Source organism: Phaeobacter sp. BS52, from assembly GCF_045040595.1.
Lineage (GTDB): Bacteria > Pseudomonadota > Alphaproteobacteria > Rhodobacterales > Rhodobacteraceae > Phaeobacter > Phaeobacter piscinae.
Genome location: NZ_CP090662.1, coordinates 530499 through 556183 on the forward strand (window position 1 = coordinate 530499; position 25685 = coordinate 556183).

At 62.1% G+C, this 25685-nt stretch carries 24 protein-coding genes and 3 pseudogenes; 15 read left to right on the forward strand and 12 right to left on the reverse strand.

All coding sequences use genetic code 11. The features are described from left to right. The first annotated feature begins 795 nt into the window (after positions 1–795). Positions 796–2111: pseudogene (locus L0Z65_RS02595) on the forward strand (adenylosuccinate synthase). Beyond that, a complete protein-coding gene (locus L0Z65_RS02600; RefSeq protein ID WP_014875282.1) occupies positions 2111–2356 on the forward strand; it encodes a DUF2842 domain-containing protein in 246 nt (81 codons plus the stop codon). The pseudogene L0Z65_RS02595 and the gene L0Z65_RS02600 overlap by 1 nt, the downstream one beginning before the upstream one ends. A 172-nt stretch (positions 2357–2528) precedes the next feature. On the opposite strand, the gene L0Z65_RS02605 is transcribed toward L0Z65_RS02600, so the two are convergent. The 3 genes from L0Z65_RS02605 to L0Z65_RS02615 are packed head-to-tail and all read right to left on the reverse strand — an operon-like array spanning position 2529 to position 4813. Continuing rightward, positions 2529–3932, reverse strand: coding sequence for a hypothetical protein (locus L0Z65_RS02605; protein WP_405110497.1), 1404 nt, complete (start codon positions 3930–3932; stop codon positions 2529–2531). Continuing rightward, positions 3865–4221 carry a hypothetical protein gene (locus L0Z65_RS02610; RefSeq protein WP_405110499.1) on the reverse strand — a complete coding sequence of 119 codons (357 nt, stop codon included), beginning with the start codon at positions 4219–4221 and terminating at the stop codon, positions 3865–3867. Before L0Z65_RS02610 ends, L0Z65_RS02605 begins: the two co-directional genes overlap by 68 nt. After that, complete coding sequence (locus L0Z65_RS02615) at positions 4175–4813, reverse strand: hypothetical protein (protein WP_405110502.1); 639 nt, start codon at positions 4811–4813, stop codon at positions 4175–4177. The genes L0Z65_RS02610 and L0Z65_RS02615 overlap by 47 nt, the downstream gene beginning before the upstream one ends. An 82-nt stretch (positions 4814–4895) precedes the next feature. Between L0Z65_RS02615 and L0Z65_RS02620 the strand changes: the two genes are divergently transcribed. Continuing rightward, complete coding sequence (locus L0Z65_RS02620; protein WP_405110505.1) at positions 4896–5561, forward strand: thiamine diphosphokinase; 666 nt, start codon at positions 4896–4898, stop codon at positions 5559–5561. A 21-nt stretch (positions 5562–5582) separates the two neighbouring features. On the opposite strand, the gene L0Z65_RS02625 is transcribed toward L0Z65_RS02620, so the two are convergent. The 3 genes from L0Z65_RS02625 to L0Z65_RS02635 form a co-directional block, all read right to left on the reverse strand. After that, positions 5583–6545, reverse strand: coding sequence for a DMT family transporter (locus L0Z65_RS02625; RefSeq protein WP_405110508.1), 963 nt, complete (start codon positions 6543–6545; stop codon positions 5583–5585). Positions 6546–6657: 112 nt separating this feature from the next. Next, a complete protein-coding gene (locus L0Z65_RS02630) occupies positions 6658–8031 on the reverse strand; it encodes an L-serine ammonia-lyase (protein WP_102896635.1) in 1374 nt (457 codons plus the stop codon). Then, positions 8031–8738, reverse strand: coding sequence for a glutathione S-transferase family protein (locus tag L0Z65_RS02635; RefSeq protein WP_102896636.1), 708 nt, complete (start codon positions 8736–8738; stop codon positions 8031–8033). The genes L0Z65_RS02630 and L0Z65_RS02635 overlap by 1 nt, the downstream gene beginning before the upstream one ends. A gap of 182 nt (positions 8739–8920) precedes the next feature. Here L0Z65_RS02635 and L0Z65_RS02640 point away from each other — a divergent pair, with 182 nt between their 5' ends. From L0Z65_RS02640 to L0Z65_RS02670, 7 genes and pseudogenes are all read left to right on the forward strand, one after another. Then, positions 8921–9307: a hypothetical protein gene (locus L0Z65_RS02640; RefSeq protein ID WP_405110512.1), complete on the forward strand. Its 387-nt coding sequence runs from the start codon at positions 8921–8923 to the stop codon at positions 9305–9307. A gap of 207 nt (positions 9308–9514) precedes the next feature. Continuing rightward, a complete protein-coding gene (gene rpiA / locus L0Z65_RS02645; protein ID WP_024096485.1) occupies positions 9515–10303 on the forward strand; it encodes a ribose-5-phosphate isomerase RpiA in 789 nt (262 codons plus the stop codon). Positions 10304–10365: 62 nt separating this feature from the next. Continuing rightward, complete coding sequence (locus tag L0Z65_RS02650; RefSeq protein ID WP_405110515.1) at positions 10366–10932, forward strand: hypothetical protein; 567 nt, start codon at positions 10366–10368, stop codon at positions 10930–10932. A gap of 165 nt (positions 10933–11097) precedes the next feature. Continuing rightward, entirely contained in the window at positions 11098–12453 is a 1356-nt protein-coding gene (gene gor, locus L0Z65_RS02655) for a glutathione-disulfide reductase (RefSeq protein WP_096871794.1), read from the forward strand. A 69-nt stretch (positions 12454–12522) separates the two neighbouring features. Continuing rightward, positions 12523–13682: pseudogene (hflK, locus tag L0Z65_RS02660) on the forward strand (FtsH protease activity modulator HflK). Further along, positions 13682–14572 (forward strand): protease modulator HflC, encoded by an 891-nt coding sequence (gene hflC, locus L0Z65_RS02665; protein WP_118068308.1) that lies wholly within the window; start codon positions 13682–13684, stop codon positions 14570–14572. The pseudogene hflK and the gene hflC overlap by 1 nt, the downstream one beginning before the upstream one ends. A gap of 287 nt (positions 14573–14859) precedes the next feature. Then, on the forward strand, positions 14860–16359 hold the full coding sequence (locus L0Z65_RS02670; RefSeq protein ID WP_405110520.1) for a Do family serine endopeptidase: 1500 nt from the start codon (positions 14860–14862) through the stop codon (positions 16357–16359). A 556-nt stretch (positions 16360–16915) separates the two neighbouring features. Here the strand turns inward: L0Z65_RS02670 and L0Z65_RS02675 are convergent. Together L0Z65_RS02675 and L0Z65_RS02680 are read right to left on the reverse strand one after the other, a co-directional pair. Next, positions 16916–17677 carry a Crp/Fnr family transcriptional regulator gene (locus L0Z65_RS02675; RefSeq protein WP_405110523.1) on the reverse strand — a complete coding sequence of 254 codons (762 nt, stop codon included), beginning with the start codon at positions 17675–17677 and terminating at the stop codon, positions 16916–16918. Positions 17678–17719: 42 nt separating this feature from the next. Then, the gene (locus tag L0Z65_RS02680) at positions 17720–18304 is read right to left on the reverse strand and encodes a peptidoglycan-binding protein (RefSeq protein ID WP_405110526.1); all 585 of its coding nucleotides are present in this window, start codon (positions 18302–18304) and stop codon (positions 17720–17722) included. Positions 18305–18625: 321 nt separating this feature from the next. On the opposite strand from L0Z65_RS02680, the gene L0Z65_RS02685 reads away from it, so the two are divergent. Next, on the forward strand, positions 18626–18949 hold the full coding sequence (locus tag L0Z65_RS02685; protein WP_014875267.1) for a 2Fe-2S iron-sulfur cluster-binding protein: 324 nt from the start codon (positions 18626–18628) through the stop codon (positions 18947–18949). 51 nt (positions 18950–19000) lie between these two features. Here L0Z65_RS02685 and L0Z65_RS02690 read toward each other — a convergent pair whose 3' ends face one another. Then, positions 19001–19186 carry a hypothetical protein gene (locus L0Z65_RS02690; protein ID WP_405110529.1) on the reverse strand — a complete coding sequence of 62 codons (186 nt, stop codon included), beginning with the start codon at positions 19184–19186 and terminating at the stop codon, positions 19001–19003. A 15-nt stretch (positions 19187–19201) separates the two neighbouring features. On the opposite strand from L0Z65_RS02690, the gene L0Z65_RS02695 reads away from it, so the two are divergent. The 4 genes from L0Z65_RS02695 to L0Z65_RS02710 all read left to right on the forward strand — a co-directional run bounded on the left by L0Z65_RS02695 (position 19202) and on the right by L0Z65_RS02710 (position 21798). After that, a complete protein-coding gene (locus L0Z65_RS02695) occupies positions 19202–19732 on the forward strand; it encodes an FG-GAP repeat domain-containing protein (protein WP_405110532.1) in 531 nt (176 codons plus the stop codon). A gap of 287 nt (positions 19733–20019) precedes the next feature. Then, positions 20020–21156 (forward strand): DUF1217 domain-containing protein, encoded by a 1137-nt coding sequence (locus L0Z65_RS02700; protein WP_405110535.1) that lies wholly within the window; start codon positions 20020–20022, stop codon positions 21154–21156. Then, positions 21125–21628, forward strand: a complete 504-nt coding sequence (locus L0Z65_RS02705) for a DUF1217 domain-containing protein (protein ID WP_405110538.1) — start codon at positions 21125–21127, stop codon at positions 21626–21628. Before L0Z65_RS02700 ends, L0Z65_RS02705 begins: the two co-directional genes overlap by 32 nt. A gap of 5 nt (positions 21629–21633) precedes the next feature. Beyond that, the gene (locus L0Z65_RS02710) at positions 21634–21798 is read left to right on the forward strand and encodes a hypothetical protein (protein ID WP_405110541.1); all 165 of its coding nucleotides are present in this window, start codon (positions 21634–21636) and stop codon (positions 21796–21798) included. A 639-nt stretch (positions 21799–22437) separates the two neighbouring features. Here L0Z65_RS02710 and L0Z65_RS02715 read toward each other — a convergent pair. The 3 genes and pseudogenes from L0Z65_RS02715 to purD all read right to left on the reverse strand — a co-directional run bounded on the left by L0Z65_RS02715 (position 22438) and on the right by purD (position 25680). Further along, entirely contained in the window at positions 22438–23070 is a 633-nt protein-coding gene (locus L0Z65_RS02715) for a LuxR C-terminal-related transcriptional regulator (RefSeq protein ID WP_040174078.1), read from the reverse strand. Between the two features lie 267 nt (positions 23071–23337). Then, positions 23338–24098 (reverse strand): annotated as a pseudogene (locus L0Z65_RS02720) (bestrophin family protein); the annotation flags it as partial. A gap of 316 nt (positions 24099–24414) precedes the next feature. Beyond that, entirely contained in the window at positions 24415–25680 is a 1266-nt protein-coding gene (gene purD / locus L0Z65_RS02725; RefSeq protein WP_405110545.1) for a phosphoribosylamine--glycine ligase, read from the reverse strand. Positions 25681–25685: the final 5 nt, after the last annotated feature.

Consider the following 25685-nt stretch of genomic DNA (forward strand, 5'->3'; position numbering starts at 1 on the left):
CAATTTCCGCGGGCCCGGATGGCCGCAAACGGGAAGTTCGCCGCTCTGCCGAAAGTCTCGCCCCGCGGGAGCGAGGATTTTCTGCGTGAGCAATAACTGCAAGAGCAAAAGGCGGCTCAGTCCCGCTCCTCGATGTTCGGCCCAGGTCGCGGCGAAAGGGTGGATTGAATTTGGTCTCTCGGGCTGACTTTCGACGGCAGGTTTGGCTACACATGCCGCTTCACAGCGAAAATCACGCCGCAGTCGCGAGCGGATGCTGCGTCAGCAAACACCTAGAAGGGCAATGGCAGCAAAGTCCGGATCCCGTCCGTTCGATGATGGTTGGTGGCTGCTCTTGCGGCGAAGGTCCGCTCTTCCTCGTGCGGCTGCGGCATTGATCGCTCGTCATGGCACCAGATCACCCCGAGTTTGCGAAGTCCGCAACCCGCGCAGATCGGCCATTGGAACGGAGGGCAGCGAACGGCCGCTCTCTGCAAAGGGCGCTGGTTACCTATGCCCGCTCTGGACCGCGCGCCATTGTCGCCTGCGGAAAACCTGACTGCCCTGCGCGCGCATTAAGGTGGGGCTGAGGCGGTCTTGCGTTTCGCGCGCGGCTTTGCGCCGGGGGGAATCGACGTGCCTCAGGGGCGTGCGCCGGGGCTGGGGGCGGCTTGTGGTCTGTTTCGGAGGGCTCAGCGGCCTAATATCCTATGGAAAAGCGGTGCGCAGGCGGGGTGCGGCGAAAAACCGGTTCCCCTGTCTGCGCTGCCTCGTTATACGGAGCGTCGGTTTCAACCAGCATACAGAGGACCTGAGATGGCCAATGTCGTGGTAGTCGGTGCCCAGTGGGGTGACGAAGGTAAAGGCAAGATTGTCGATTGGCTCAGCGAGCGCGCTGATGTCATTGCGCGTTTCCAGGGCGGTCATAACGCCGGTCATACGCTGGTGATCGACAGCAAAGTCTACAAGCTGCACGCGCTGCCCTCGGGTGTGGTGCGCGGCGGCAAGCTCTCGGTCATTGGCAATGGCGTGGTGCTGGACCCCTGGCATCTGATGAAAGAGATCGAGACCGTGCGCGCGCAGGGCGTGGATATCTCACCTCAGACGCTGATGATTGCAGAAAACACGCCGCTGATCCTGCCGCTGCATGGCGAGTTGGACAGGGCGCGCGAAGAGGCGGCCTCCAAGGGCACCAAGATTGGCACCACCGGGCGCGGCATTGGCCCGGCCTATGAGGACAAGGTGGGCCGCCGGGCGATCCGCGTGGCGGATCTGGCGGATGAGGCGACCCTGATTGCCCGCGTTGATCGTGCGCTGCAGCACCATGATCCGCTGCGCAAAGGCCTGGGCATCGAGGCGGTGGACCGTGACGGGCTGATTGCTCAGCTGAAAGAGATCTCCACAGAGATCCTGCCCTTTGCCGCGCCGGTGTGGAAAGTGCTGAACGAGAAGCGCAAGGCAGGCAAACGGATCCTGTTTGAAGGGGCGCAAGGCGCGCTCTTGGATATTGATTTTGGGGACCTACCCGTTTGTGACCTCCTCCAATGTGATCGCCGGTCAGGCGGCCACGGGTGTGGGCATTGGTCCGGGCTCCATCGATTATGTGCTGGGCATTGTGAAGGCCTATACCACCCGTGTGGGTGAGGGGCCGTTCCCGACCGAGCTGCTGAATGCGGATGGCACCCCGGATGCGGATGGCGAGCGTCTGGGGACCCGTGGTCATGAGTTTGGCACCACCACGGGCCGTCAGCGGCGCTGTGGCTGGTTTGATGCCTGCCTCGTGCGCCAGACCTGTGCCACCTCCGGCATCACCGGGATTTCGCTGACCAAGCTGGATGTCCTGGACGGGTTTGAAACCCTGAAGATCTGTGTCGGCTATGAGCTGGACGGCAGCCGTCTGGACTATCTGCCGACGGCGGCTGACCAGCAGGCGCGTTGCACCCCCATCTATGAAGAGATGCCGGGCTGGAGCGAGAGCACTGAAGGGGCGCGCAGCTGGAACGATCTGCCTAGCCAATGCCATCAAATACGTGAAGCGCGTGGAAGAGCTGATCGACTGCCCGGTCGCGCTTTTGTCCACCAGCCCGGAGCGGGACGACACCATTCTGGTGACCGATCCCTTTGCTGACTGATGTCTGACGAAAGTGGTCTGAGCTACAAGGCGCGGCGGCGTTGGGCGCTGGTGATCCTGCTGATCGGCATGCCGCTCTATATCGTGCTGGCGGTCAATGTGATCAGCTGGCTCGACCGGCCCTCGCTGCTGGTGGAGTTGGTGGTCTATGTCCTATTGGGTGTGTTGTGGATCCTGCCGTTCAAATTTGTCTTTCGCGGTGTCGGCAAGGCAGACCCCAATGACCCGGATCAGGATCAGGGCTGAGTTTATGATATTGGCGGGGAAGGGGCGCTGCCCCTCTTGACCTTGCGGTCAATTCACCCCGGAGTTTTTGTGGAGAGATGACGGGCGGTTTGCCCTTAACATCTTGCCCTAGACAGAAAGAAGGCGGCCATTGGAGGCCGCCTTTTTCATGTGTTGCACGGGGGGGCAGGGATCAGCCGACAGCGCGGTTGCCGGGTTGAAAGCCGATCTGGCCGGAGGCGGTGAAGCGACCGTTGTCGGCGCGTTCGATCTTGCCCTCGCGCAAGAGCTGGCCAAAGCTGCGCAGCCCGTCTTCGCGGTTGAACTCGGTCCCGTCGACGCCGCGAACCTTGTTCATCAGCTGTGGGCGGGAGAAGTGATCGCGCCCTTCCACAAAGCTCATGTAGGCGGCAGCGGCTTCGAGCAGCTCGCCAAGTTCGACTGCGCCGGTTTCTTCGGCGTAGGCAGCAAAGCCGCCTTCGGTGGCGCTGGTTGCCGGGGCGTCTTCGGTCAGGATCGCAGCGGAGACCCGGCGCGGGCGTACCGGTGCTGCTGGGGCGGCACTGCTGTCGTCGATGCGCTGCTCCTGTACCAGTTTCAGCGGTGCCGGGCGGCTGGCGGGTTTGGCGGGGCGCTGGTCGGCGCCGCTGCGGCCCTCACCGCTGGAGGTTGGGCGGGCATCGGGGCGGCGCGGGCGCACCACGCTGGCCAGATCATCGCGGTAGACCTGCGCGTCATCCTTGTTTTCCAAGGCGCCACCAGCGCTGCGTTCGGTGGAGGCCGCGGCCATCACGGCGCGCAGCTGGCTGTAGGTTTCGCGCGAGGTGCTGTTTTCGGGGTCTTCCAGACGTTCGTCGGCGGCGGCCATCAGGCGGGCGATATCGCCGTCGGCGGTGCTGGTGGCGCCGCGTTTGGGGCCCGGTTGCGGCGCCACGGATGCGGCGGCCTCCTCCGGGGTGCTGATGGATTGGGGGGCCTCTGTCAGCTGCGCAGGGTGCTGGCGCGTTGCCGTGTCGTCGGGCTGCGGCTCAGCGCTGTCATCTTCGTCGTCATAGGCCGCCTGCGTATCTGAGATATCATCGATATCGTCAGCACCGAGCAATTCCGCCTCCACCGCGGCGAGTTCGGCCAGCAGTTCGGCCTCGTCATCGGGGGACAGGCTGCTGTCGGCGGCAGGTTCTGGCGCGGGTGTGCTGGTCTGAGGTTCCGGGGCGGCGGTGCTGTCGGCCGCTGGGGCGCTGGCCTCTTCATCGACCGCTTCCAGCGTGCCGCTGGCCATGGCGCCTTCGATCTCGCGACGCTTGACGCGCAGCACGCGGCCCCGCTTGCGCGGCGTTTCGGGTTTTGCGGGTTCGGCCGCGTCAGCTGTGACCTCAGTCTCTTCGGTCTCTTCGGGCTGGGAGTTTGCAGCGGGCGTATCGCTGTCCTGTTCGGCGGCGATATCATCCAGACCGTTCAGATCATCGCTGGTCTCTTCGTCTGAGGTGTCATCCTCAGCCTCGGCTGTGCTGCTGTCGGCGAAGAACGCCTCAGCGCCTTCGGGCACGTTGGGGATGGCCGAGCGTGTCAGAGGCGTCAGTGTCTGTTCCAAGGTCAAGGCGGTTCAGCGCCTCGGCGATATCGGCGTCGCTGTCGGCATCGGCGGTTTCTGTGGGGGTCTCGTCCGCGCTCTCTGCATCCACCGCATCGTGATCGGCGGAGAGCGCATTGGTGATGTCTTTCACCGCGTCTTCACGCGCCTGTTCGGCGTGCTGATCTTCGGTGAACTCCTCCGTTGGGGTCTTGGCGACAACCGCGCGAATGCGGCGCAGCTTGGCGGCGATGCTTTCGGCGGAGCTGTCAGTCTCGGCCTGAGCGGGATCGGCCTGGACCGTCTCGGGCTCCACGGTCTCGGCTACAGCCGTATCGAGCCGGCGCGGCGACGGGTGTGGAGGGCGCAGTCTGTTGCACAGGCTGCAGCGGTACCTCTGCCACTTGAACTGGGGCCTCGGCGGCGGGCTGGATCTGCGGCGCGGCAGGCGCGGCTTCAACGCGTCTGGCGGTTGGCTCAACCGGGTCTGCGGCGGTGACCGGAGCCGCAGTCGGGGAGGCGAGGGCGCTGGGAACGCGGTGCTGCGGAGCATCACCTGCGGGCTGTGTTGGCGTTTCGGCGGCGGGGCTGGTCAGGGTGGCGGCGCGCAGGTGGATGCCTTCGGCGCTGGTGCGGGCCTCGACCTGGCGGGCAACCTCACGCTGGGCAATCCGGGCCAGCATCTCGGCGTCCGGCTGTGGCGGTTCTGCCCCGAAATAACGGTCATCGGAGGCGAGATCGCGAAAATACTCCGCAATCGCCTTCATGGTGCCAAATGAATCGTCGAACCCTTCCAATGTGCAGGAAAAAGTCCCGTAGGAGACTGTCAAAACCTTGTTGTTCTGTACCATCGGATAGGTGTCCTCGCCAAAGTCATTGCCGCTTACGTTGCTGGCGCAGAGGGTCAAATTGCGCCCGAATCCGTGCAATTGATCGTATCATTTTGTGTTCAGATTGTGGTCTGTTTCCTTTTCTGCGAGTAATCCCGGTATGAAAGAGCTGATTGTTGAGCGGGTTGAGCCGGTGACGCTGGTTGGCGCCGGGGTGCTGGGACCGGATGATCTGGAGGTGGCGCTGGCGTTGGCTCCGGTGCTGGTTGCGGCGGATGGCGGGGCGGCGCATGCGCTGGCAGCGGGGCATCGCCCGGTTGCGGTGATTGGCGATCTGGATTCGCTGGCGGCGGAAGTGCAGGCGGATCTGTCGCCGGGGTCGCTGCATCATGTGACCGAACAGACCTCTACGGATTTCGACAAGGCGCTGCGGATGATCGGCGCTCCGGTGGTGCTGGGGGTTGGATTTTTGGGCGGGCGGATCGACCATCAGCTGGCCGGGTTCAATACGCTGGTGCAGCCACATCCCAGTCCCTGCGTGCTGCTTGGCCCGCAGGAGGTGGTGTTTCATCTGCGCGGTGAGACTGCGCTGCCGCTGACGGCGGGGGAGGTGGTGTCGCTGTTTCCGATTCAGCAGGTCACCGGCTGGTCGGAGGGGCTGGCCTGGCCCATTGAGGGCTTGCAGCTGGATCCGATGGCGCGGATCGGGACTTCCAACCGGGCGACGGGGCCGGTGCGGCTCAGGGCGGATGGGCCGGGGATGCTGGTGATCTTGCCGCGGGCGCGGCTGGCGGATGTTGTCGCCGCGTTACGGGCGCAGGGGTGAAAGTCTGACAGGCAGCGCCGGTCAGACCGCTGGCTGCTCGGGCGCGAGGGGCGGGTCCTCGAGCAGCAGCGCAGCCTTGTCGGCGGCCGCCTTTTGTAACTGGATCTGGCGTTCGCGCAGGATCACGAAGAGACCGGCGGCGATGGTGATCAGGATGCCGATCGCGGCGAGGCCGTTCGGCAGCTCGTCAAAGATCCATAGACCAATCAAAGCGGCAACCGGAATTTCCAGATATTGCATTGAGGCCAGGGTGGCAGCGGGCGCGTAGCGCAGGCTCCATGTCATCAGCAGATGCGCGGCGGTGCCCAGCAGACCGATTGCGGCCAGAAGGCCCCATTGCTCAGCGTTTGGTGTGATCAGCGCCAGCACGGGAAGATCCGCGATCTGGCCCAGTAGCAGCACGGGGGCCAGCAGCACGCAGGCCATGGTGCCGGAGACCGCCTGCAGGCCCACGGGATCGGTATCCTTGGCGATCTGGCGGGTGACCAGCATGAAAAGCGCAAAGATCACCGCCACCATCAGTGGCCAGAGCGCGTGCCAGCCGACAGCCACAAAGCTGGGCTGGATCACCAGAAGCGTGCCCGCAAAGCCGACAATGCAGGCCAGAAGACGGATCATGCCCACCTCTTCGCCCAGCACATATTTGCCAAGGAGCAGCATGATGAACGGCATCACAAAGGCAATCGCCACCGCGTCCGCAAGGGGCAGGTGTTTCAGTCCGGTGAACATGGCGCCGATGCCTGCGATATGCAGCAGCGTGCGCACAAAGGTGAGGCGCAACACGCGGCCCTGCATCCGCCAGATCCTGCCCGTCGCCCAGATCAGCGGGGCGAGCAGCAGAACCTGAGCAGCAAAGCGGACAAACAACAGTTGGCCAAGAGGGATATGCGCCCCCAGCAGTTTGGCCACCGCATCCCCCATCGGGGCGGTGACGCAGAAACCAAGCATCAAAAGGATGCCGAGAGAGGGGCGATCATGGGTCATGCGGCCACGCTAGGCGCGGGCGCATGGGGATGCAAGCAGAGGTTGCGATTTGGATCTGGCGGGATGCGTCAGGTGTACGCTGCACAGCCCGCCAGAACGAGCTTTCGGGACTTCAGCAGTTCGGCACGTTCACCGCGAGGCCGCCGAGCGAGGTTTCCTTGTACTTGTCATGCATGTCCTCGCCGGTCTGGCGCATGGTCTCGATACAGGCATCCAGCGGCACGAAGTGCTGGCCGTCACCGCGCAGGGCAAGCGAGGCTGCAGAAACCGCCTTGATCGCTGCCAATCCGTTGCGTTCGATACAGGGCACCTGCACCAGGCCCTTCACGGGGTCGCAGGTCATGCCCAGGTGATGTTCCAGCGCGATCTCGGCGGCGTTTTCCACCTGTTCGGGCGTGCCGCCCATCACTGCGCAGAGGCCTGCGGCGGACATCGCAGCGGCAGAGCCGACCTCGGCCTGGCAGCCTGCCTCAGCACCCGAAATGGACGCATTGTATTTCACCAGACCCGCGATGGCGGCGGCGGTCAGCAGGAAATCCTCGACATGGCTCTCAGACGCGCCCGGCACATGATCGAGATAGTAGCGGATCACCGCCGGCAGGGTGCCTGCGGCGCCATTGGTCGGGGCGGTGACCACCTGACCGCCAGCGGCGTTTTCCTCGTTCACCGCCATTGCATAGACGCTCATCCAGTCATTGATGGTGTGGGGCGCGTTGATGTTCATGCCACGTTCGGCCTGCAAGGCATCGTGGATCCCCTTGGCGCGGCGGCGCACATTCAGGCCGCCGGGCAGGATGCCGTCGCGTTCCAGACCCCGGTTGATGCAATCATTCATCACCTGCCAGATGCGGGCGGTGCCTTTGGCGAGGCTGACCTCGCAGCCGCGCGCGATCTCATTGGCGCGTTTCATGCTGGCAATGGATTTGCCGCTGGCCTTGGCCATGTCCAGCATTTCGGCCGCGGACTTAAAGGGGTAGGGCACCGGCTCGCCTTCGTCTGTCGCCTTGCCAGCGGCCAATTCTTCCTCCGTGAGGACAAAGCCGCCACCGATGGAGTAATAGACCTGCCGCAGGATCACGTCGCCCTGCGCATCGGTGGCCATCAGGATCATGCCGTTGGCATGACCGGGCAGGGCGTGATCATAGTCGAAGATCATATCCGCCTTGGGGTCGAAATGCAGCGCGCCGAGACCTTCGGGGTGCATGGTGTGGGTCTTATCCAACTCAGCGAGGAAGGCGGTCGCCTTCTCATCATCATAGTCGTGGGCGACAAACCCGCCGAGGCCGAGAATGGTGGCGCGGTCGGTGGCATGGCCAACGCCGGTAAAGGCGAGCGAGCCGTGCAGAGAGGCGCGCAGACCGTGGAATTCAAACGGCGAGGCGCGCATCAGGTCCAGGAACTTTGCTGCGGCCACCATCGGCCCCATTGTATGCGAGGACGAGGGGCCAATGCCCACTTTGAACATGTCGAAAACGGAGAGGAACATTAGGTGGCTGATCCTTCTGAGGGATTTGCGTAGGATGGCTGGGTAAAGGGGGCCGGGCCGAGGCCTTCGGCCTCGCAGGCCACGGTCACGGCAGTGCGGCTTTCCAGCCCGGCGCAGAGACGCTGCAGGCTGGGGTAATGTGCCAGAGTGAACCAGGATCGGTCGGCCTGCGCCGGATAGAGCGCCATCCAGCGTATCTGGCAGGCCAGATAATAGTCCAACACTGAAGGTTGCAGCGCACCAAACCATGAGGGGCGGGCCGCGGCGGCCTGATCAAGGTTGGTGAGATGCTGATGCAGACGCTGACGCAGCACCTGTTGCAGCTGGGATTGCTGATCGGCGTCCGGGCCGATGTATTTCTTCGGATAAAACAGCATTCGCAGATCGGCGTGCAGCGTATTGGACGCAAAGAACAGCCACTTCAGGAAGGCTGCGCGCTCTGGGCTGCCAGGGGGCGGGGCCATTGCGCTGTGCCGTTCGGACAGCCACAACAGAATGGCGGCAGTTTCAAATACGGGTCCGTCCGGGGTTTCCAGCACCGGGATCAGCCCGTTCGGGTTCAGCGCCCGGTATTCCGCGCTGGTCTGCGCCTTGGCCCTGCGATCAACCAGTACGCATTCATAAGGCTGGCCAAGCTCCTCCAGCACCAGCCGGATGACCAGCGAGGCGTTATCGGGAGCGTAATGGAGGCGGTAGCTGTTCATCATGGAACCATTCTAAGCTGTCTGCAGGCGTTGGTAACGCCCGTTTCCGACGTTTCCAATAGGAAACACGCAGTTTGCGCAAACCTTCCGGCAGGGTCGCAAGTGGAGGCTTGGTGTACGGAATGAAATGCTTATGCTCCGGTTGTGAGAGGCAGCGCCGCTGCCGAGCCAGACGGAGTGACTGGATGTCCCGCCCTTCATTTGACGATCTCAACGACTGCCAGAAGCTGCTGTTTGGAAATGGGGTTGGGCCCTACTGGCTGCCGGAGCGGATGCGAGAGTTGATTACCGAGACAGCCAGCTGGTTTTTTTGCGATGCCAGCTGGCGGCACCATGATTTTGGCTATGCTGTCGGCGGCGACCGCTGGGACCGGGCGCGCTGCGACTGGAAGTTCTTTGTTGCGATGCTGCATGACGCGGTAACGCAGCGCTGGCCATGGGCGCTGGTGACGGTGCCAACGGCAGTATTGCTGAGTGTTCTCTTCTATCTGGCGGTGCGACTGGGTGGCCAGTTTGGAGCTTTTGATTACCGCGAAGACTATGCCACGCTGGCAGAGATCCTTGCCGAGTGAGGCACTTGCAGTGGCGCGATGTGGCGATCTGACGCCGGGTCTCGGCAGGCATCCGGTCAACGAGGCTGGTGCAGACCCACGTGGCCGCGCTGCGGTTTCGCAGCACTGGTGCTATGGGCAACTCGCGCAGCGCCCCCTCGCGTCTGTTGGCAACAATGCGTATAACACATTGAGAACACGTCAATGCAGTCTCATGGAGTCGCGGTCATGACCGGAGAATTATCCCCCATCGACAAGGCCAAATTTGTTGCCGCCAAACGTGCGGCGGAGATGGTTGAGGATGGCATGCGGGTAGGGCTGGGCACAGGCTCCACAGCCGCCTGGCTGGTGCGCTGTCTGGGTGAGATGGTGCAGAACGACGGTCTGCGGATCAAAGGCGTGCCGACCTCCACCCGCACGGCGGAGTTGGCCCGCGATGTGGGGATCGAGATCCTGACACTGGATGAGGCGAAGTGGCTGGATCTGACAATTGACGGCGCTGATGAATTCGACCGCGATCTGAACCTGATCAAGGGCGGCGGCGGGGCGCTGCTGCAGGAGAAGATTGTCGCCACCGCCTCTGACCGGATGGTGGTGATTGCCGACAAGGCCAAGGAGGTCGAGAGCCTTGGGGCGTTTCCCCTGCCGGTGGAGGTGATCCCCTTTGGCTGGCAGACCACGCAGGCGCTGCTGGAGGAGACTTTGGTGGCGATGGAGGTCATGGGCCGGAAGACGACGCTGCGGATGAACGGGGATGCGGCGCTGGTGACGGATGAGGGAAACCATATTCTGGATCTGCACCTCAATCGCATTGGCAATGTGCGGCAGATGGCGCTGGTGCTGAACCAGATCCCGGGCGTGGTTGAGAATGGTCTGTTCATCGACATCTGCGACACCGTTGTGGTGGGTTACGGCGATGGCAAGGTTGAGGTGCGCGACATCAATGAGGGCACGGTGGAGACCGACCGACTTGATTTTGTGGAGACCGAGAACCTGTTTACCGATCTGAGTGACTGAGGCGAGACGAATGAGGCTCGTCGACTGGACCTTTCTTGAGATACTGCTGTATTTGGGTCCATATGATGACAAAGTTCTCTCAAATCAGGCCTGCTGTATCTACCGATGACCCTTCGCAGACGCATGAGCCGGTTTCGCTGTCGGTGAAGCTGCGCGTGCCGGTGAAACTGCTTTTGCTGTTCTCACTTGCACTGCTCCTGATTGAGGTGGCGCAAAAATTCGACTGGTGGGGATTGGATCAGAGCGGGTATGAGGTCCCTTACATAGGACCTTTGACCTACATAAATATCGTATTGTTTTGGTGCGTTATATCGAGCGGCCTGACTCTCAGCTGGGCGGAGGTTTCCTCAAAAGGAATTGCTACACGCAGGGTCTTGCGTTCATCCTCCTCTACGATCCCCTGGTCCAGAGTTGTTGCTGTTCAGGAAAAGCCTGTAGCTCTGCGCTTGTTCCCCTCCGCACCCTACCGGTACGCGTGGATCCTTGTGCGTCTGGAAGACGGTGCATTGACCAGACTGCGATGCCCGCTGGAAAACGGCGATGCAAAAGAAACGCGACGGTTTCAGGACGCGTTCGCGTCGTATTGGCCGGATTTGCCCTCGCCGGATGCCAAGGCGGCTTTAGGCTAGACCGGTTGTTGCGATCGCCCCGGTGCTCTTCACGCGGTTTTCACGGTTTCGCGAGTACACCGCCCTCAGGCATTATAAACCGCGCAGCGCACCCCCACCTGCGAGACTGGCAATTCCTTCTGCGCTATGTGATACCTCGCGCAAGACATCAGAAAGGCGACGAACATGAGCTTTGACTACGATCTCTTTGTTATCGGCGGCGGCTCCGGTGGGGTGCGTGCCGCGCGGGTGGCAGCACAGCGCGGCGTCAAGGTCGCCCTGGCGGAGGAGGACCGCTACGGCGGCACCTGCGTGATCCGGGGATGTGTGCCGAAAAAGCTGATGGTCTTCGCCAGCGAATACGCAGGTATGGTTGAGGATGCGCAGGCCTATGGCTGGGATCTGTCCCCCGGCAGCTTTGACTGGGACCGCTTCAAGACCAAGTTGCACGCCGAGCTGGACCGGTTGGAAGGCATCTATCGCGGCATTCTGAAGAACAATTCGGTTGAGACCTTTGATCAGCGCGCCAAACTGGCGGATGCCCATACGGTTGAGCTGGCAGACGGCACCCGCAAGACCGCGAAACATATCCTGATCGCAACCGGCGGCTGGCCGGTGACGCCGGAGTTCCCCGGCTCCGAACTGGCCATCACCTCCAATGAGATCTTCCATCTGGAAAAACTGCCCGAGACCATGCTGATTGTCGGCGGTGGATATATCGCCTGCGAATTTGCGGGCATCATGAACGGGTTGGGGGTCAAGACCACGCAGTATTATCGCGGCGCGCAGATCCTGCGGGGGTTCGACGATGAGGCGCGCGGGCTGATCTCTGAGGAGATGTGCCAGTCCGGTGTCGATCTGCATCTGGGCACCAATGTGCTGGAGATGCGCAAAGAAGGCGACAAGATCTGGGTGAAGGCCACCAATGGCGATGAGACGCTGTTCGATCAGGTGATGTTCGCCACCGGTCGCAGCCCCAATGCCGACGGCCTTGGACTTGAGGAACTGGATATTGAGCGCGACCGCGCCGGGGCCATCGTGGTGGATGAGTACAGCCAGACCGGCGTGCCGTCGGTCTATGCCGTCGGGGATGTGACCAACCGCGTGAACCTGACACCGGTGGCCATTCGCGAGGGCATGGCCTTTGTTGAGACGGTGTTTGCGGGCAACCCGACCAGCCCTGATCACGACCTGATCCCGACCGCGATCTTTACCCAGCCGGAAATGGGCACTGTTGGCCTCAGCGAGGAAGCGGCGGCGGAGCAGGAAGAGATCGAGGTCTATGCGACTTCCTTCAAGCCGATGCAGCAGGCCTTTGCCGGGCGGGCACAGCGGGTGCTGATGAAGCTCATCGTCTCCAAGGCGACGCGCAAGGTGCTGGGATGTCATATTGTCGCTCCGGGAGCGGGTGAAATGATCCAGCTGGCAGGCATCGCCGTAAAAATGGGTGCAACAAAAGAAGACTTTGATCGCACCGTGGCGGTGCATCCGACGATGTCGGAAGAGCTGGTCACGATGAAGACACCGGTGCGGACGGCTTGATTTTTCAGGCAGAAACCACAGGTAGGAACAACAAGCCGCGATGGGCGGTGAGATAGGGATTGGACACATATGGCGGGCAATAACGGTGGCCCCTGGGGGGGCGGCGGCTCTTCTGGCGGCTCAGGCAACAGAGGCAACAACCAAGGCGGCGATGACAATCGTGGGGGCGGACGCCGTCCTGATGATGGTCAGATCCCCGAGATCGACGAGCTGGTCAAAAAAGGCCAGGAACAGCTGCGCGTCCTGATGGGCGGCCGCGGTGGTGGCACAGGCGGCGGTGGTCGCGGTGGCGCTGGTGGCGGCGGCGGTGGTCCGCAGCTGACCAAGGGCACCGTGGCGCTGGCTGCGCTGGCGGCTGTCGGCTTCTGGGCCTTTGCAAGTTTCTACACCGTGAAGCCGGAAGAACAGTCGGTTGAGCTGTTCCTCGGGGAGTATTCCTCCACCGGTCAGCCGGGCCTGAACTTTGCGCCCTGGCCGCTGGTGACCAAGGAAATTCTGCCGGTGACCCGCGAACAGACCGAGGATATCGGTGTGGGCGGTGGTCGTGGCTCTGAGGCCGGGCTGATGCTGACCGGCGACGAGAACATCGTCGATATCGATTTCCAGGTGGTCTGGAATATCAATGATCCGGCGAAATTCCTGTTCAACCTGCGCGATGCCCGCACCACCATCCGCGCGGTGTCTGAATCCGCGATGCGCGAGATTATCGCCCAGTCCGAGTTGGCACCGATCCTGAACCGGGACCGTGGCGCGATTGCCTCGCGTCTGCAGGATCTGATCCAGTTCACGCTGGATGACTACGACAGCGGCATCAACATTATCCGCGTGAACTTTGACAAGGCGGATCCGCTGCAGCCTCGGTTATTGCGGCGTTCCGCGATGTTCAAGCGGCTGAGCAGGAACGCGACCGGCGTCAGAACGAAGCCGACGCCTATGCCAACAACGCGCTGGCCGAGGCCCGCGGTCAGGCGGCTGAGCTGCTGGAAAAAGCTGAAGGCTACCGCGCCCGCGTCGTGAACGAAGCGCAGGGTGAAGCCAGCCGTTTCTCTGCGGTTCTGACCGAATACGAAAAGGCCCCCGACGTGACCCGCAAGCGTCTCTATCTGGAGACGATGGAAGAGGTACTGGGCCGCGTCGACAAGATCATCCTGGATGAGCAATCCGGCGAAGGTCAGGGCGTCGTTCCCTATCTGCCTCTGAATGAACTGCGCCGTGGAGGTAGCAACTGATGCGTAAATCGACCCTTTTGCTGCCCGCACTGGTGATTATCGCCATCACCGCGCTGTCGTCGGTGTTTATCGTGGATGAGCGCGAAAAGGCGCTGGTTCTGCAGTTTGGCCGCGTGGTTTCCGTCAAGGAAGAGCCGGGTTTGGCGTTTAAAATTCCGCTCATTCAGGAGGTTGTGCGTTACGACGACCGTATCCTGAGCCGTGACATCGATCCGCTGGAAATCACCCCGTCGGATGATCGCCGTCTGGTGGTTGACGCCTTTGCTCGGTATCGGATCACTGATGTGAACCGGTTCCGTCAGGCCGTTGGTGGCGGCGGTATCACCGCTGCTGAGAGCCGTCTGGATTCGATCTTGCGTGCGCAAACCCGCGAAATCCTCGGCTCTGTCAGCTCCAACGACATTCTGTCGTCGGACCGGGCGGCGCTGATGCTGCGGATCCGTAACGGCGCCATCGCTGATGCCCGGGCACTGGGGATTACCATCATCGACGTTCGCCTGAAGCGGACCGACCTGCCGTCTGAGAACCTCGATGCGACTTTTGAGCGGATGCGGGCCGAGCGTGTCCGCGAAGCCACCGATGAGCGGGCCCGTGGTAACGAGGCCGCACAGCGGATCCGGGCGCAGGCCGACCGGACCGTGGTTGAGCTGGTCTCCGAGGCGCAGCGCGAGGCGGAGATCATTCGTGGTGAAGCCGATGCTGAACGTAACGGTATCTTTGCGCAGGCCTATGGTGCGGATCCTGAGTTCTTTGAATTCTATCGCTCGCTCAACGCCTATGCCGCGTCATTGCAGGCCGGGAATTCCACCATGGTGCTTTCGCCGGACAATGAGTTTTTCAACTATCTGAAATCCTCCAACGGCAAGCCTGCGGCAGCTGCCCAACAATGATCACCGGTGCAGAGATTCTGCGCATGAGTGTGAGAGAACAGAGAAGGGGGCTGGCCGTTGGGTCGGCCCCTTTTTCGTCCGGCTTTTCCTGAGTGTGTTCCCCTGCGGAAGCTCACCGGGTTTCACTTCGAATTGAATACGTGCAACATTCGTTGTGACCGTTTTTGAAAAGACTACATTACAGCCCATGATCCGCTGCGGACCCAGAGGTGCATGCCCGTGCAGGCCCCGCCGCAGAAGATGGAATTTGGCGACAACTAAGGAGTAGTTTCGTGCAGCCACAGGCAATGAAAAATACAATCAGCAGCGCTCGCGCCGCTGCGCGCCAGCCCGCGCGCCAGACGACGCAGTGGCGCCTGCTCTGGCTGGCCATGATCAGCACCCTGATGGTGCTGGCGCAGGTGGCCATCGCGCAGGCCCGCCCCGAGAGCCTGGCGCCGCTGGCCGATAAGGTCAGCCGGGCGGTGGTGAATATCACGACGACAACCGTCGTCGAGGGGCGGTCCGGTCCGCAGGGTATCGTCCCCGAAGGCTCGCCTTTTGAAGATTTCTTCCGCGAGTTTCAGGACCGCAATGGTGGTCAGGGTGACCGCCCGCGCCGGTCTTCGGCGCTTGGCTCCGGTTTTGTGATTTCGGAAGACGGCTATATCGTCACCAACAACCACGTGATCGAAGAAGCCGATGAGATCGAGATCGAATTCTTCCCCGGCGAAGGCCAGCTGGCGCAGCCGCTGCCAGCCAAGGTCGTGGGCACCGATCCCAACACCGATATCGCGCTTCTGAAGGTCGAAGCGCCGATGCCGCTGACTTTTGTCAAATTCGGTGACAGCGATCTGGCGCGTGTTGGCGACTGGGTGGTGGCGATGGGCAATCCGCTGGGGCAGGGGTTCTCTCTCTCGGCGGGCATCGTCTCCGCGCGCAACCGCGAGCTGTCGGGGTCCTATGATGATTACATCCAGACCGATGCGGCGATCAACCGGGGGAATTCCGGCGGGCCGCTGTTCAACATGGACGGCGAAGTTGTTGGTGTGAACACCGCCATCCTGTCGCCCAATGGTGGCTCCATCGGGATCGGGTTCTCCATGGCGTCCAATGTGGTCAGCAAGGTTGTGAACCAGCTGAAGGAATTCGGCGAAACCCGCCGTGGCTGGCTGGGTGTGCGCATTCAGGATGTGACCAAGGACGTCGCCGAGGCGATGGGTCTGGACAGCGCCAAGGGCGCGTTGGTCACCGATGTGCCGGAGGGCCCTGCCAAGGCAGCGGGTCTGCTGGCGGGTGACGTGATCCTGTCCTTTGACGGTGTGGATGTGAAAGACACCCGCGCGCTGGTGCGTCAGGTCGGCAATACCGAAGTGGGCAAAGCCGTGCGTGTGCGGGTCTTCCGCGAAGGCAAGACCGAGACGTTGCGAGTGACCCTGGGACGTCGCGAGGACGCGCAGCGCCAGAGCACCCCGGCCAGTGGCGATGACACCGCGCCTGACATGACCGAAAAGCAGCTGCTGGGTCTGACCGTCAGCCGTTTGAGCGAGGATCAGCGCAGTGAGCTGAACGTGCCTGATGGCATGGACGGTTTGGTGATCACCTCGGTGGATGAGACCTCGGAGGCCTGGGAAAAGGGCATGCGCGCCGGTGATCTGATCACTGAGGCAGGTCAGCAGAAACTGACCTCGATCAGCGAGCTGGAAGCGCGTATCGACGAAGCGAAAGAAGCTGGTCGCAAATCGCTGCTATTGCTGGTGCGTCGCGCAGGGGAGCCACGTTTTGTGGCGCTGAACCTGTCTGAGTGACCTTTCGCTGCGGGCTGCTGCAAACAGTGGCCCGCTGCTGATGCGGTGCCTCGCTGCGCAGTCTCGAAACGCTGACGCAGGGGGGATATCGAGAGAGATCGCAAGACAAAAGGGCCGGGCAGGGATGCTCGGCCCTTTTGCGTGGATCACAACAGGGTGGCGAAATTGCCCCCAGCCCTTGGTCCGGCGCGTCACGGACTCGCGTCGGCGGAAGATGTCTGCACATAGGTCCAACGACCCCAGGCACCTCCCGGCACCGTCTGTTCGATCCAACGAGCTGTCCTTAGGTTTCCGCCGCCCCAGATGGCGCAGATGGTCCCCGGTGTGCGCCCGGCGGATGTCCCGGGTCCCGTCGAGCCATGTGCCGTGACACATGGCTCTTGATGGTACAGGCTGCCGTTGGGATGGAACGGATAACGACGGCCTGACACGAGCATGCCCCTAAGCCACGCGGTGGTCTGTAACCCAGTTCACAATTGAGTAAGATTATCGAGATGTGGTCCTGCGCGGCGGTCGGCGCCTGATCCGGGATCGGGGCTGGGGAACGCAGGGCGCGTCAGCCGATGTCGGGGTCGGCCAATAGTTTCAGCGCGGCCCGGTCGCGGATGGTCAGGCCACCACGGCTGATGTCAATCACGTCACTGCGTTTCCATTGCGACAGGGTTTTTGACACTGCTTCGCGCGTGGCACCGACAAATTCCGCAAGTTCGCTCTGCGACAGTGACAAACGTCCGTCTCTGCCCTCGGTGGTCAGATACAGCAGCTTGCGGGCCAGCCGCACAGGCATCGGCAGAAAGACCTGTTCACTGTATTGGGTGTTCATCCAGCGCATCCGTTGGCCCGCCAGCCGCAGCAGATCCCCGGCCAGCGCGGGGTGGTGTTGCAGCTTTGCGAGCACATCGCCGCTGCGCAGGCGGCGCAGGCGGCTGGGTTCCAGCGCCGTTGCGGTCGCAGTGCGCGGCCCGGGATCAAACAACGCGATCTCGCCAAAGACGGCGCCGGGGCGCATGATGTCCAGCGACAATTTGCGCCCGGCTGAGGAAAGAGTGGAGAACTCCACCGCGCCACTGACAATGGCATAGAGTGCGTCGCCCTCATCGCCCTGCTCAAACAGCTCTTCACCGGCCTGCAGCAGCACTTCGCTGGCCTGACTGTCGAGCATTTCCAGCAAGCGGTCAGAGGCACCGGAGAGAAAGCCGCGATCAGGCAGCAGCCATTTGCGCCGCGCAGCGGAGCGCGCGCTGCCGGAGCCTGTGGTGCTGCCGGTGGTGGTGCCGGAGCGGGGCAGAGCGCCGGGGGCAGGCGGCAGCGGGCTCATGCCGGGCCTGCGACGATGGCGGGAGGGCGATGGAGATCTGTCTCAGGTTTCAACGGCAACCAACCCCAGTTTGCGGGCGCTGAGCAGCGACAGTTGATCATTGTCGAACCCGTCCTGTTTCTGAAATTTGCGGACGGAGGCGCGGGTGGCACTGTCCAGCTGGCCGGTGATCTCCCCGGTGTAGAGGCCGCGTACCGCCAGCGCACGTTGCAAAGACCCGACAAGTTGCGGAGTCATATCCACCGGGCAGGGCGTTTCAAACCAGCTTTCGCGGCGGGGGCGCACGATTTCCTGACGGGTTTCACGGCGAAAGCGGGCCGGTGCAATCACCCGCCCGTCCGGCGCGGTCCTCGCTGGGCGGGTCATCACCTGAACGGTGACAGTCTCGATTACGGCAGGTGTGGTATGGGTGGCCCAGCAACTGCCGGGGGCCGCACCTGGCGGGGCGGCGGAGGCATTGCGGGAGACCTGGGTGCTGTTGCCACCTGCCGGAGGTTCCGCACAGGCGCTGAGCAGCAGCCCAGTCAGCACAAGCGAGACCAGGCGCAGGTTGGCCTGCCGCCAACGGCCGCGCCTGAAACAGGCCTGTCCCAGCCAGGGCCCGTGCGGGCGCAAGAGGTCAGCCATGAACAAAGTCCCCGTGACGAAACACCGTGGTGAAACGCCTGTGTCAAATTATCAGCAGCCGTGATGCCGCGATGGCCCGTCCGCATGGGCGCATCTGTCCTTAGGCTACCGCAATTCGGCCCCCGGCGCAAAGCCCCGTTGCCGCTGTACCGGGACCAGCGCGTCGAACGTCGCCACACGAAGGCCGGGAACGGCGTAAGTGGCGCTGGATGGGAGTCGCCAGAGCGCAGGAGTTTTGCTCAAGCCGCGGTTTCTGACTGGCGCGGTGGCCGGTGGTTGGCTACAACCTCGGACGCAACGCGAAAAAGGATGCAGCTGACGATGGCAAAGATCACTTATGTCGAACACAACGGTGCCGAACACGTTGTGGAGGTGGCCAACGGCCTGACCGTGATGGAAGGCGCGCGCGACAACAATATCCCCGGTATCGAGGCAGACTGCGGCGGTGCCTGCGCCTGTTCGACCTGCCACGTCTATGTCGATGCCGGTTGGGTGGAGAAGCTCCCCGCCAAGGATGACATGGAAGAGGACATGCTCGATTTCGCCTATGAGCCTGATCCTGCGCGCTCACGCCTGACCTGCCAGATCAAGGTGACGGATGATCTGAATGGTCTGGTGGTGCACATGCCCGAGAAACAGATCTGATGCTGTCGGGGTCTCAGGCGCGGCGGTCTCTGTCGCGCGCCTGGCCCCGGTTCATGCGCCGCGCAGCGCGGACCTTGCGTCGGTGGCGCGCTCGGCGTCAGTGGCGGTGTCACCAAACGCTCGGGTCACGTCGGGATCTGGGGCGTCGTCCTGTCGCTTGGCCTTGCTGGTGTCGGCGCGGGCGCGGACACGCTGTCGGCCCTGACAGACGCGCAGTTTGACGGACCCGTCACCCATTATCCGCATGGGGTCTTGGAGGATCGTATTGAGTATTCTGCGATGGTGCTGCAGGACAGCCATGGGCGCCGCCATCGCATCGACCTGCCTGCCGGTGGCGCGGTCTTTGAGGATTTGGCCCCGCGCCTATGGGATGTGACCGGAGATGGCCTGCCGGAGGCGGTGGTTGTCGAAAGCGATCCGCAGGCTGGCGCACAGCTGGCAATCTATGGGCTGCGCGGCGGGGCAGTGCGTAAGATCGCGGCAACGCCGTATATCGGCACCCGGTTCCGCTGGCTTGCGCCGGTTGCCGCGGCCGATCTCGACGGCGACGGCCATATCGAGATCGCTTATATTGACCGCCCGCATCTGGCCAAAACCCTGAGGATCTGGCGCTACCGCAACGGGACGTTGCAGGAGGTGGCACAGCAGGCAGGGCTGACCAATCATCGCATCGGTGAGGATTTCATCACCTCCGGGCTGCGTGACTGCGGCGCGGGGCCTGAGCTGATCACGGTCGATGCCGATTGGACGCGCATTATGGCAACGTCGCTGGTGGACGGCTGAGCTGATCAGCCGCGACATTGGCGCATTTTCGCATCGGGACCAGCTGGCGGCAGGTTTGCGCTGCCTGGATCCCGCATAGCCGCCGGATAGGGGCGCGGCGGACGCCATCGCACCCATTGGTAAAGTTGCGCGTATTTTTTTCCCACGGCCTGAGCTGAGTGCCCGTTGCGTTGCAGGTTTGTTCACCACTTTGCCCGTAGTCTCTTGTCAAAGACACCTCCCGGGATGCTGCGGATTCGACCGGGGCGAACCGTGGTGGACCTCGTTTGTAAGCAGGAGACAGGCGCGTGACCTTTTCACCCTATGTGCTGGGCACCGGTATCGCCGGATGGAATTTCCTGGACCGGACCCGCGTCCAACAGCAGCAGATATTCGAGAAATCGCCGATCCTGGATCGGGCGGTGCAGGATTTCACCCAGAAGATTGAAGGGATCCAGAGCTCCGACCAGCTGTTGGACGACTATAACGTGCTGAAGGTCGCGCTGGGGGCCTTTGGCCTTGAAGAAGATATCAACAACCGTGCGTTCATCAAGAAGTTGCTGGATTCCGATCTGTCAGAGCCGACGTCATTCGCCAATCGCCTGAATGACAACCGCTATCTCGGTCTTGCGCAGACCTTTGGCTTTGGTGGTGAGACGGGGCCGCAGCTGCCCAGCTCCAGTGTTGAAAAACCCTATGCAAATGTCGCCAGCCCGGAAGATCTGTTGTCTAACCAGACCCTGCTCAATCAGGCGCTCGATGATTTCGGTCTGAAAAAATACGCAGGCAATGAGTTCTTTCTGATGCGGGTGCTGGAATCCGACACCACCGATCCTGCGTCGTTTGTGAACCGCTTGAGCGACAGCAAACTGGCCGATTTCGCCAATGCGTTTCAGTTCAATCAGCCACCTGAGTACACCAGCAGCATGGAGGCGCTGGTGGGGGAGTTCAATGCCATGAATGATGGCAATGGGCTTACCACTGCGGATGAGTTGTTGGAGAACAAGGACCTGCTGGCGGCGGTCGTTGAGAGCTTCGATCTGGAGTATACCAATACCATCTTCCTCAAGCGGATGCTGGAATCCAATCCTTACGATCCGAATTCGCCGGTGAACCAGCAGGAGGATCCGCGCTATCTGGCGATGTCGCGGGCCTTTGGCTTTGGCATTCCCGACATCAACAGCTTTACCAGCCCGGAGGAGCTGCTGGCGCAGCCTCAGCTGCTGGAGGATGCGCTGGAGCAATTCAACCTAAGCAACCCCGGTGAACAGTACATCCGGGACGTGCTGGAGTCGGATCTGTCCGATCCAAATTCCTTCGTGAATCAGCCCAGCAATCTTGCCTTTTACGATTTTGCCGAGGCCTTTCAGAATGAGTGGCCAAGCGCGCCCAGCCGGATGCAGGTGCTCGCCAATGAGGTGGGGGGCAAACTGGCTAAGCTATGAGCTGCCACAAGAGTTTGTCTTTGACTTCGACGCCTTTGAGGCGGGGCTTGATGTGTTCAACATCAGCGAGCGGGAGTTGGATTTTGACGTGATGATCAAGGCGTTCGAATCCGATCTTTCCTCTGAGATTTCATATGCAAACCTGCACCGCGATCCGAACCTCAAGGCGATGGCGCATGCTTTTGCCTTCAACCCGGGCGGCAGTGATCACACCTATCCGGCTGGCTTTGCACAGGAAATCGCGGATCTATACAAGGATCGGAACTTCGAAATCGCCATCGGGGAAAGTGATCCGAACATGCGCCTGGCGCTGTCGCTGGAGCGTGAGTTGCAATCAATCGCGGATGCCGGGGGCAGCGAAGATGCGCATTGGTTCGGGATTATCGGCTCGCCGCCGCTCAAATCCATGTTCGAGACGGCGCTTGGCCTGCCGCAGCGAGCTTTGGGCAGCTCGATGTCGACCGTCAGGTGAATGAGATGAAAGAGCGTGCGCAGACATCTTTTGGCACGACACATCCGGCTGATTTGCTGGAAACCGAGAAACTGGATGAGTTTCGTAACCGGTTTCTGCTGCTGAGCGGTCTGAACAGCGATCAGGCGGCAAATGGGTTCAGTGATCCGATCTTCACCCTGTTCCAATAGGGCTGATTGGGGGGGCGTATCTGTGACGGTGGCGCCGTTCGATATCGGGCGTGCATGCCTGACTGTTGGGGCGGCGTGTCGAAGCGACCAGCGTGGTATAGAGTTGGGTCTATACAAGTGTGCGCCTTATCTGGCTGTGGGTGCACAGATAAAATAATCTGCCACATGCGTCCTGACTCCGTGATTTTGATAGCTGCCCTAAACTTTGATAGATGCAATAAACAATGGTCGGCGCATGCAGAGCCAGATCTCAGTAAGCTTGGTCATACCTGTCTGAGCCATCAGACTTGATCACTTTGGACTGTCTCACATTGGGCTCCATCAGACTTGGCTGCCTAATATTGGGATGGACCAAACCGGCCGTGAATAATCTGAAGCTGGATTGCCTTGCGCCAGGCAATGATGAGCGTTGGATGTTTTCTGCGCCGCGTGCCCGAAATGGGCAGGAAAAGGACGCATGACTGCGCCGATCAGATTGAACGGGCAGAAGAGTGTGCGTACCAATGTGGACGAAAACCGGTGAAGCCCGCAGATCGACACGGACCGAGCGATCTGTCGTGGCTCATCGGCCAACCCCTGCTGGATCTGGGTCGGCTCAGGTCCGAGATTGCCGCCCGGCGCAGAGACCGCAGCGGAGGATCAAGGATCGGGGCTGCCCACCACATGGTCCCCGTCGATATCGCCAAGCGACGAAAACAAGGCGGCGGTATTGCTGACCCCCATCTTTTTCAGCAAGCGCGCCCGGTGCACCTCCACCGTGCGATAACTCAGGCCGAGGCTGCGGGCGATTTCCTTGCTGGTTTTGCCCTCGCAAAGCAGGGAGTAAACTTCCCGTTCACGCCGGGTCAGTGGCTGATAAGGGCGTGAGCGTGACAGGTCAGCGAAGCTCCAGACCGCGCGTGCCAAAGGATCCTCAGGGGTGAAACTGTGGCCACGCACCCGCACCCAGAACAGGCTGCCGTCCTTTCGCCGCATGACCCGTTCATCCCAATAGGGCGCCCCGGTCCCCAACGTATCGTCACCACGGCTGCGCAGATTCAAAAACTCCTCCTCGGACGGGTAGAGAAAGGCAAACAGTTGGTCCAGAAGGTCGTCCCGGGGATAGCCGAACATTTCGCAGAACCGCCGGTTGCAGTCCCTGAGCACCCGGTTTTCCGTGACGACGATCCCGACCGGCAGGAAATCATAGGCCAGCTGCATCAGGTCACGATCGGCAAAAAGCTGGTCGAGTGTTTCGGGGCTGGGGTGGGTCTGCGGGCGTTGGGCCGTCATCTGATCCTGCTGGTGCTCCTCGGGTGGCGATAAGGCTGCGCATACCTGCTGACACAGCATGAGCAGCGGGGGTTATGGCCATTGTTGCGGGAACCTTAGCGGAGGGAGAGCAGCGTGAAAACCGGCTGCGGGACGCGCGGGTGATCAGGACAGGTAGTAGTCCACCGGCTGCAGCGGCGGTGGCGCGTCCTGTCCCAGCTTCGGCGCCAGCGCCCGCTCTACCGTGCGACAGATCGCGTCCAGCGGCAGGCTGTTCACCGTCTCACCAAAGGGATGCGACAGCTCTTCGGTTACCTCGGCAAGGCCGAAGAACACATAGGCGACAATGCCCACAAATATCGGTGTCAGCCAGCCCGCGCCGTCAATCAGCGCAAAGGGCAGGAGCAGGCAGTAGAGATAGGTCGTGCGGAACACCAGCAGCGAATAGACATAGGGCAGTGGCGTGGTGGCGATGCGCTCACAGCCGGCCTGCGCCAGCGCGATGCTGGCGGTGCGCTCGGCCAATGCCTTGCGAGCGAAGCCATCGTCCGCACCAAGGGCAACCGTTGCGGCAAGAGCGTCCAATGCGGCGCAGGGGGCATGAGGGGATCCCGCAAAATCATCGCCTGCCCAACGGATTGCGGGGGTTGTGTCTGTCTCTTTGCGCAGATTGATGCGGTGCAGATGCAGGAACCCAAGGGCGAGCCGCAGGATTTGCGCCCGCCTGTCCGGGTCAGCAACGAAAAGGTCGACCTCGCGGCTGAGACTGCGCAGATCCGCAACCAGCTGGCCCCACAACCGCTGCAGCCCTCCCACCAGCGGTCATAGGCGGCGTTGTTGCGAAACCCCAGAAACAGCGAAAGCGCGATGCCAAACACGGCAAAGGGCGCCGCATTTGTATGGGGCAACGGCAGGACGTTGGCGTCGATCCACAAGACCAGCGCAGACAGGGCCGAGAGCCCGAGGATCCGGGGCAGAATGCGGGGCAGGACGGAACCGCGCACCGCAAACAGCAGCTGCATCAGTCCGGGTTTGTCGCGAAGGATCATCGGCGGTGGCTCCGAGGGAGGAAAAGGGGACAAATAGCAGCTGGCGCGTGGCTGGCAGATCCCTGCGCCGATTGTTGGCGCGGGCGTGGGCAGTGGCAGCTTAGACCGCAATCCAGCCTATCGCCTTGCAGAAAACGGCAGCTGGCAGGCGTTCGCGGCGGTTTTCTGTCGGATCTGCAAAGGTGCCCAGATAGTCTAGCCTTCAGGGATCAGATTGGCGGTGGTGCTGCCGGGCGCCATGCGCCCGGCCATGCCCAACTGTGTCGGGCTATTTTTGATTGGTCGTGAACAGGCGGGGGGGCCTGCTGCGCGGGTCCTATTTCAGCGCGCGCCAGCCGATATCACGGCGGAAGAACCCCTGCGGCCAGTCGATGCCATCGACCATCGCATAGGCGCGGTCGCGGGCCTCTTGCAGAGTGTCGCCGCGCGCCGTCACGTTCAGCACCCGGCCGCCAATCGCCAGTACCTTACCATCTTCGGCCTTGGTGCCCGCATGGAACGCCATATTGCTGCTGTCTTCGGGCAGGCCTTCTAGGCCTTTGATTTCAGACCCCTTTTCATAGGCGCCCGGGTAGCCTTCCGCCGCTATGACCACAGTGATCGCATGATCATCGGCCCAGTTTACCTGCGTTTCAGCCAGACGGCCCTCAGCGGCAGCCTGCATCAGGTCCAGCGCCTGCGCGCCGAGGCGCATCATCAGCACCTGACATTCCGGGTCACCAAAGCGCACGTTGTATTCCACCAGCCGGGGTTGCCCGTCCTTGATCATCAGGCCCGCATAGAGCACGCCCTGATAGGGCATGCCGCGTTCCGCCATCACCCGCATGGTTGGTTTCACGATCTCTTCCATCGCGCGGGCCTCGATCTCCGCTGACAAGACCGGCGCGGGCGAATAGGCGCCCATGCCGCCGGTGTTGGGGCCGGTGTCGCCCTCGCCGACGCGTTTGTGGTCCTGGGCGGAGCCGATGGCCAGCACGTCTTCGCCATCGACCAGCACAAAAAGGGAGGCCTCTTCGCCTTCCATGAATTCCTCGATCACCACCTCGGCACCGGCGCCGCCAAAGGCGCCACCGAACATATCGTCGATGGCGGCGATGGCCTCGGCCTCGGTCATGGCGATGATCACGCCTTTGCCCGCGGCCAGACCGTCAGCCTTGACCACCGTGGGGGCGCCGTGGTGGCGCACATGGGCCTTGGCGGCCTCGGCATCGGTGAAATGGCCATACCCGGCAGTGGGGGCGTTTGCCGCGTCGCAGATTTCCTTGGTAAAACTTTTGGAAGCTTCCAGCTTGGCCGCAGCCTCGGACGGGCCAAAGACCAAGAGCCCTGCGTCGCGGAGGCGGTCAGCCACACCGGCGGCCAGCGGCGCCTCCGGGCCGATGATCACGAAATCAATGGCGTTTTCCTCGGCGAAGGCCGCCACCGCCCCGCCATTGTCGATGTCGAGAGAGGCGCAGTCAGCGATCTGGGCAATGCCGGCGTTGCCCGGTGCCACGATCAGCTTGTCGCATTTGGGGTTCTGCATCACCGCCCAGGCCAAAGCATGTTCGCGCCCGCCGCTGCCGAGGATAAGGATGTTCATTGACG

Excerpts from the sequence above, each read along its gene's own strand:
- L0Z65_RS02600 (WP_014875282.1), top strand. The coding sequence starts at position 2,111 with ATGTCTGACGAAAGTGGTCTGAGCTACAAGGCGCGGCGGCGTTGGGCG.
- L0Z65_RS02620 (WP_405110505.1), top strand. The coding sequence starts at position 4,896 with ATGAAAGAGCTGATTGTTGAGCGGGTTGAGCCGGTGACGCTGGTTGGC.
- L0Z65_RS02625 (WP_405110508.1), bottom strand. The coding sequence starts at position 6,545 with ATGACCCATGATCGCCCCTCTCTCGGCATCCTTTTGATGCTTGGTTTC.
- L0Z65_RS02630 (WP_102896635.1), bottom strand. The coding sequence starts at position 8,031 with ATGTTCCTCTCCGTTTTCGACATGTTCAAAGTGGGCATTGGCCCCTCG.
- L0Z65_RS02635 (WP_102896636.1), bottom strand. The coding sequence starts at position 8,738 with ATGATGAACAGCTACCGCCTCCATTACGCTCCCGATAACGCCTCGCTG.
- L0Z65_RS02640 (WP_405110512.1), top strand. The coding sequence starts at position 8,921 with ATGTCCCGCCCTTCATTTGACGATCTCAACGACTGCCAGAAGCTGCTG.
- rpiA (WP_024096485.1), top strand. The coding sequence starts at position 9,515 with ATGACCGGAGAATTATCCCCCATCGACAAGGCCAAATTTGTTGCCGCC.
- L0Z65_RS02650 (WP_405110515.1), top strand. The coding sequence starts at position 10,366 with ATGATGACAAAGTTCTCTCAAATCAGGCCTGCTGTATCTACCGATGAC.
- gor (WP_096871794.1), top strand. The coding sequence starts at position 11,098 with ATGAGCTTTGACTACGATCTCTTTGTTATCGGCGGCGGCTCCGGTGGG.
- hflC (WP_118068308.1), top strand. The coding sequence starts at position 13,682 with ATGCGTAAATCGACCCTTTTGCTGCCCGCACTGGTGATTATCGCCATC.
- L0Z65_RS02670 (WP_405110520.1), top strand. The coding sequence starts at position 14,860 with ATGAAAAATACAATCAGCAGCGCTCGCGCCGCTGCGCGCCAGCCCGCG.
- L0Z65_RS02675 (WP_405110523.1), bottom strand. The coding sequence starts at position 17,677 with ATGAGCCCGCTGCCGCCTGCCCCCGGCGCTCTGCCCCGCTCCGGCACC.
- L0Z65_RS02680 (WP_405110526.1), bottom strand. The coding sequence starts at position 18,304 with ATGGCTGACCTCTTGCGCCCGCACGGGCCCTGGCTGGGACAGGCCTGT.
- L0Z65_RS02685 (WP_014875267.1), top strand. The coding sequence starts at position 18,626 with ATGGCAAAGATCACTTATGTCGAACACAACGGTGCCGAACACGTTGTG.
- L0Z65_RS02690 (WP_405110529.1), bottom strand. The coding sequence starts at position 19,186 with ATGGGTGACGGGTCCGTCAAACTGCGCGTCTGTCAGGGCCGACAGCGT.
- L0Z65_RS02705 (WP_405110538.1), top strand. The coding sequence starts at position 21,125 with ATGAGGTGGGGGGCAAACTGGCTAAGCTATGAGCTGCCACAAGAGTTT.
- L0Z65_RS02710 (WP_405110541.1), top strand. The coding sequence starts at position 21,634 with ATGAAAGAGCGTGCGCAGACATCTTTTGGCACGACACATCCGGCTGAT.
- L0Z65_RS02715 (WP_040174078.1), bottom strand. The coding sequence starts at position 23,070 with ATGACGGCCCAACGCCCGCAGACCCACCCCAGCCCCGAAACACTCGAC.
- purD (WP_405110545.1), bottom strand. The coding sequence starts at position 25,680 with ATGAACATCCTTATCCTCGGCAGCGGCGGGCGCGAACATGCTTTGGCC.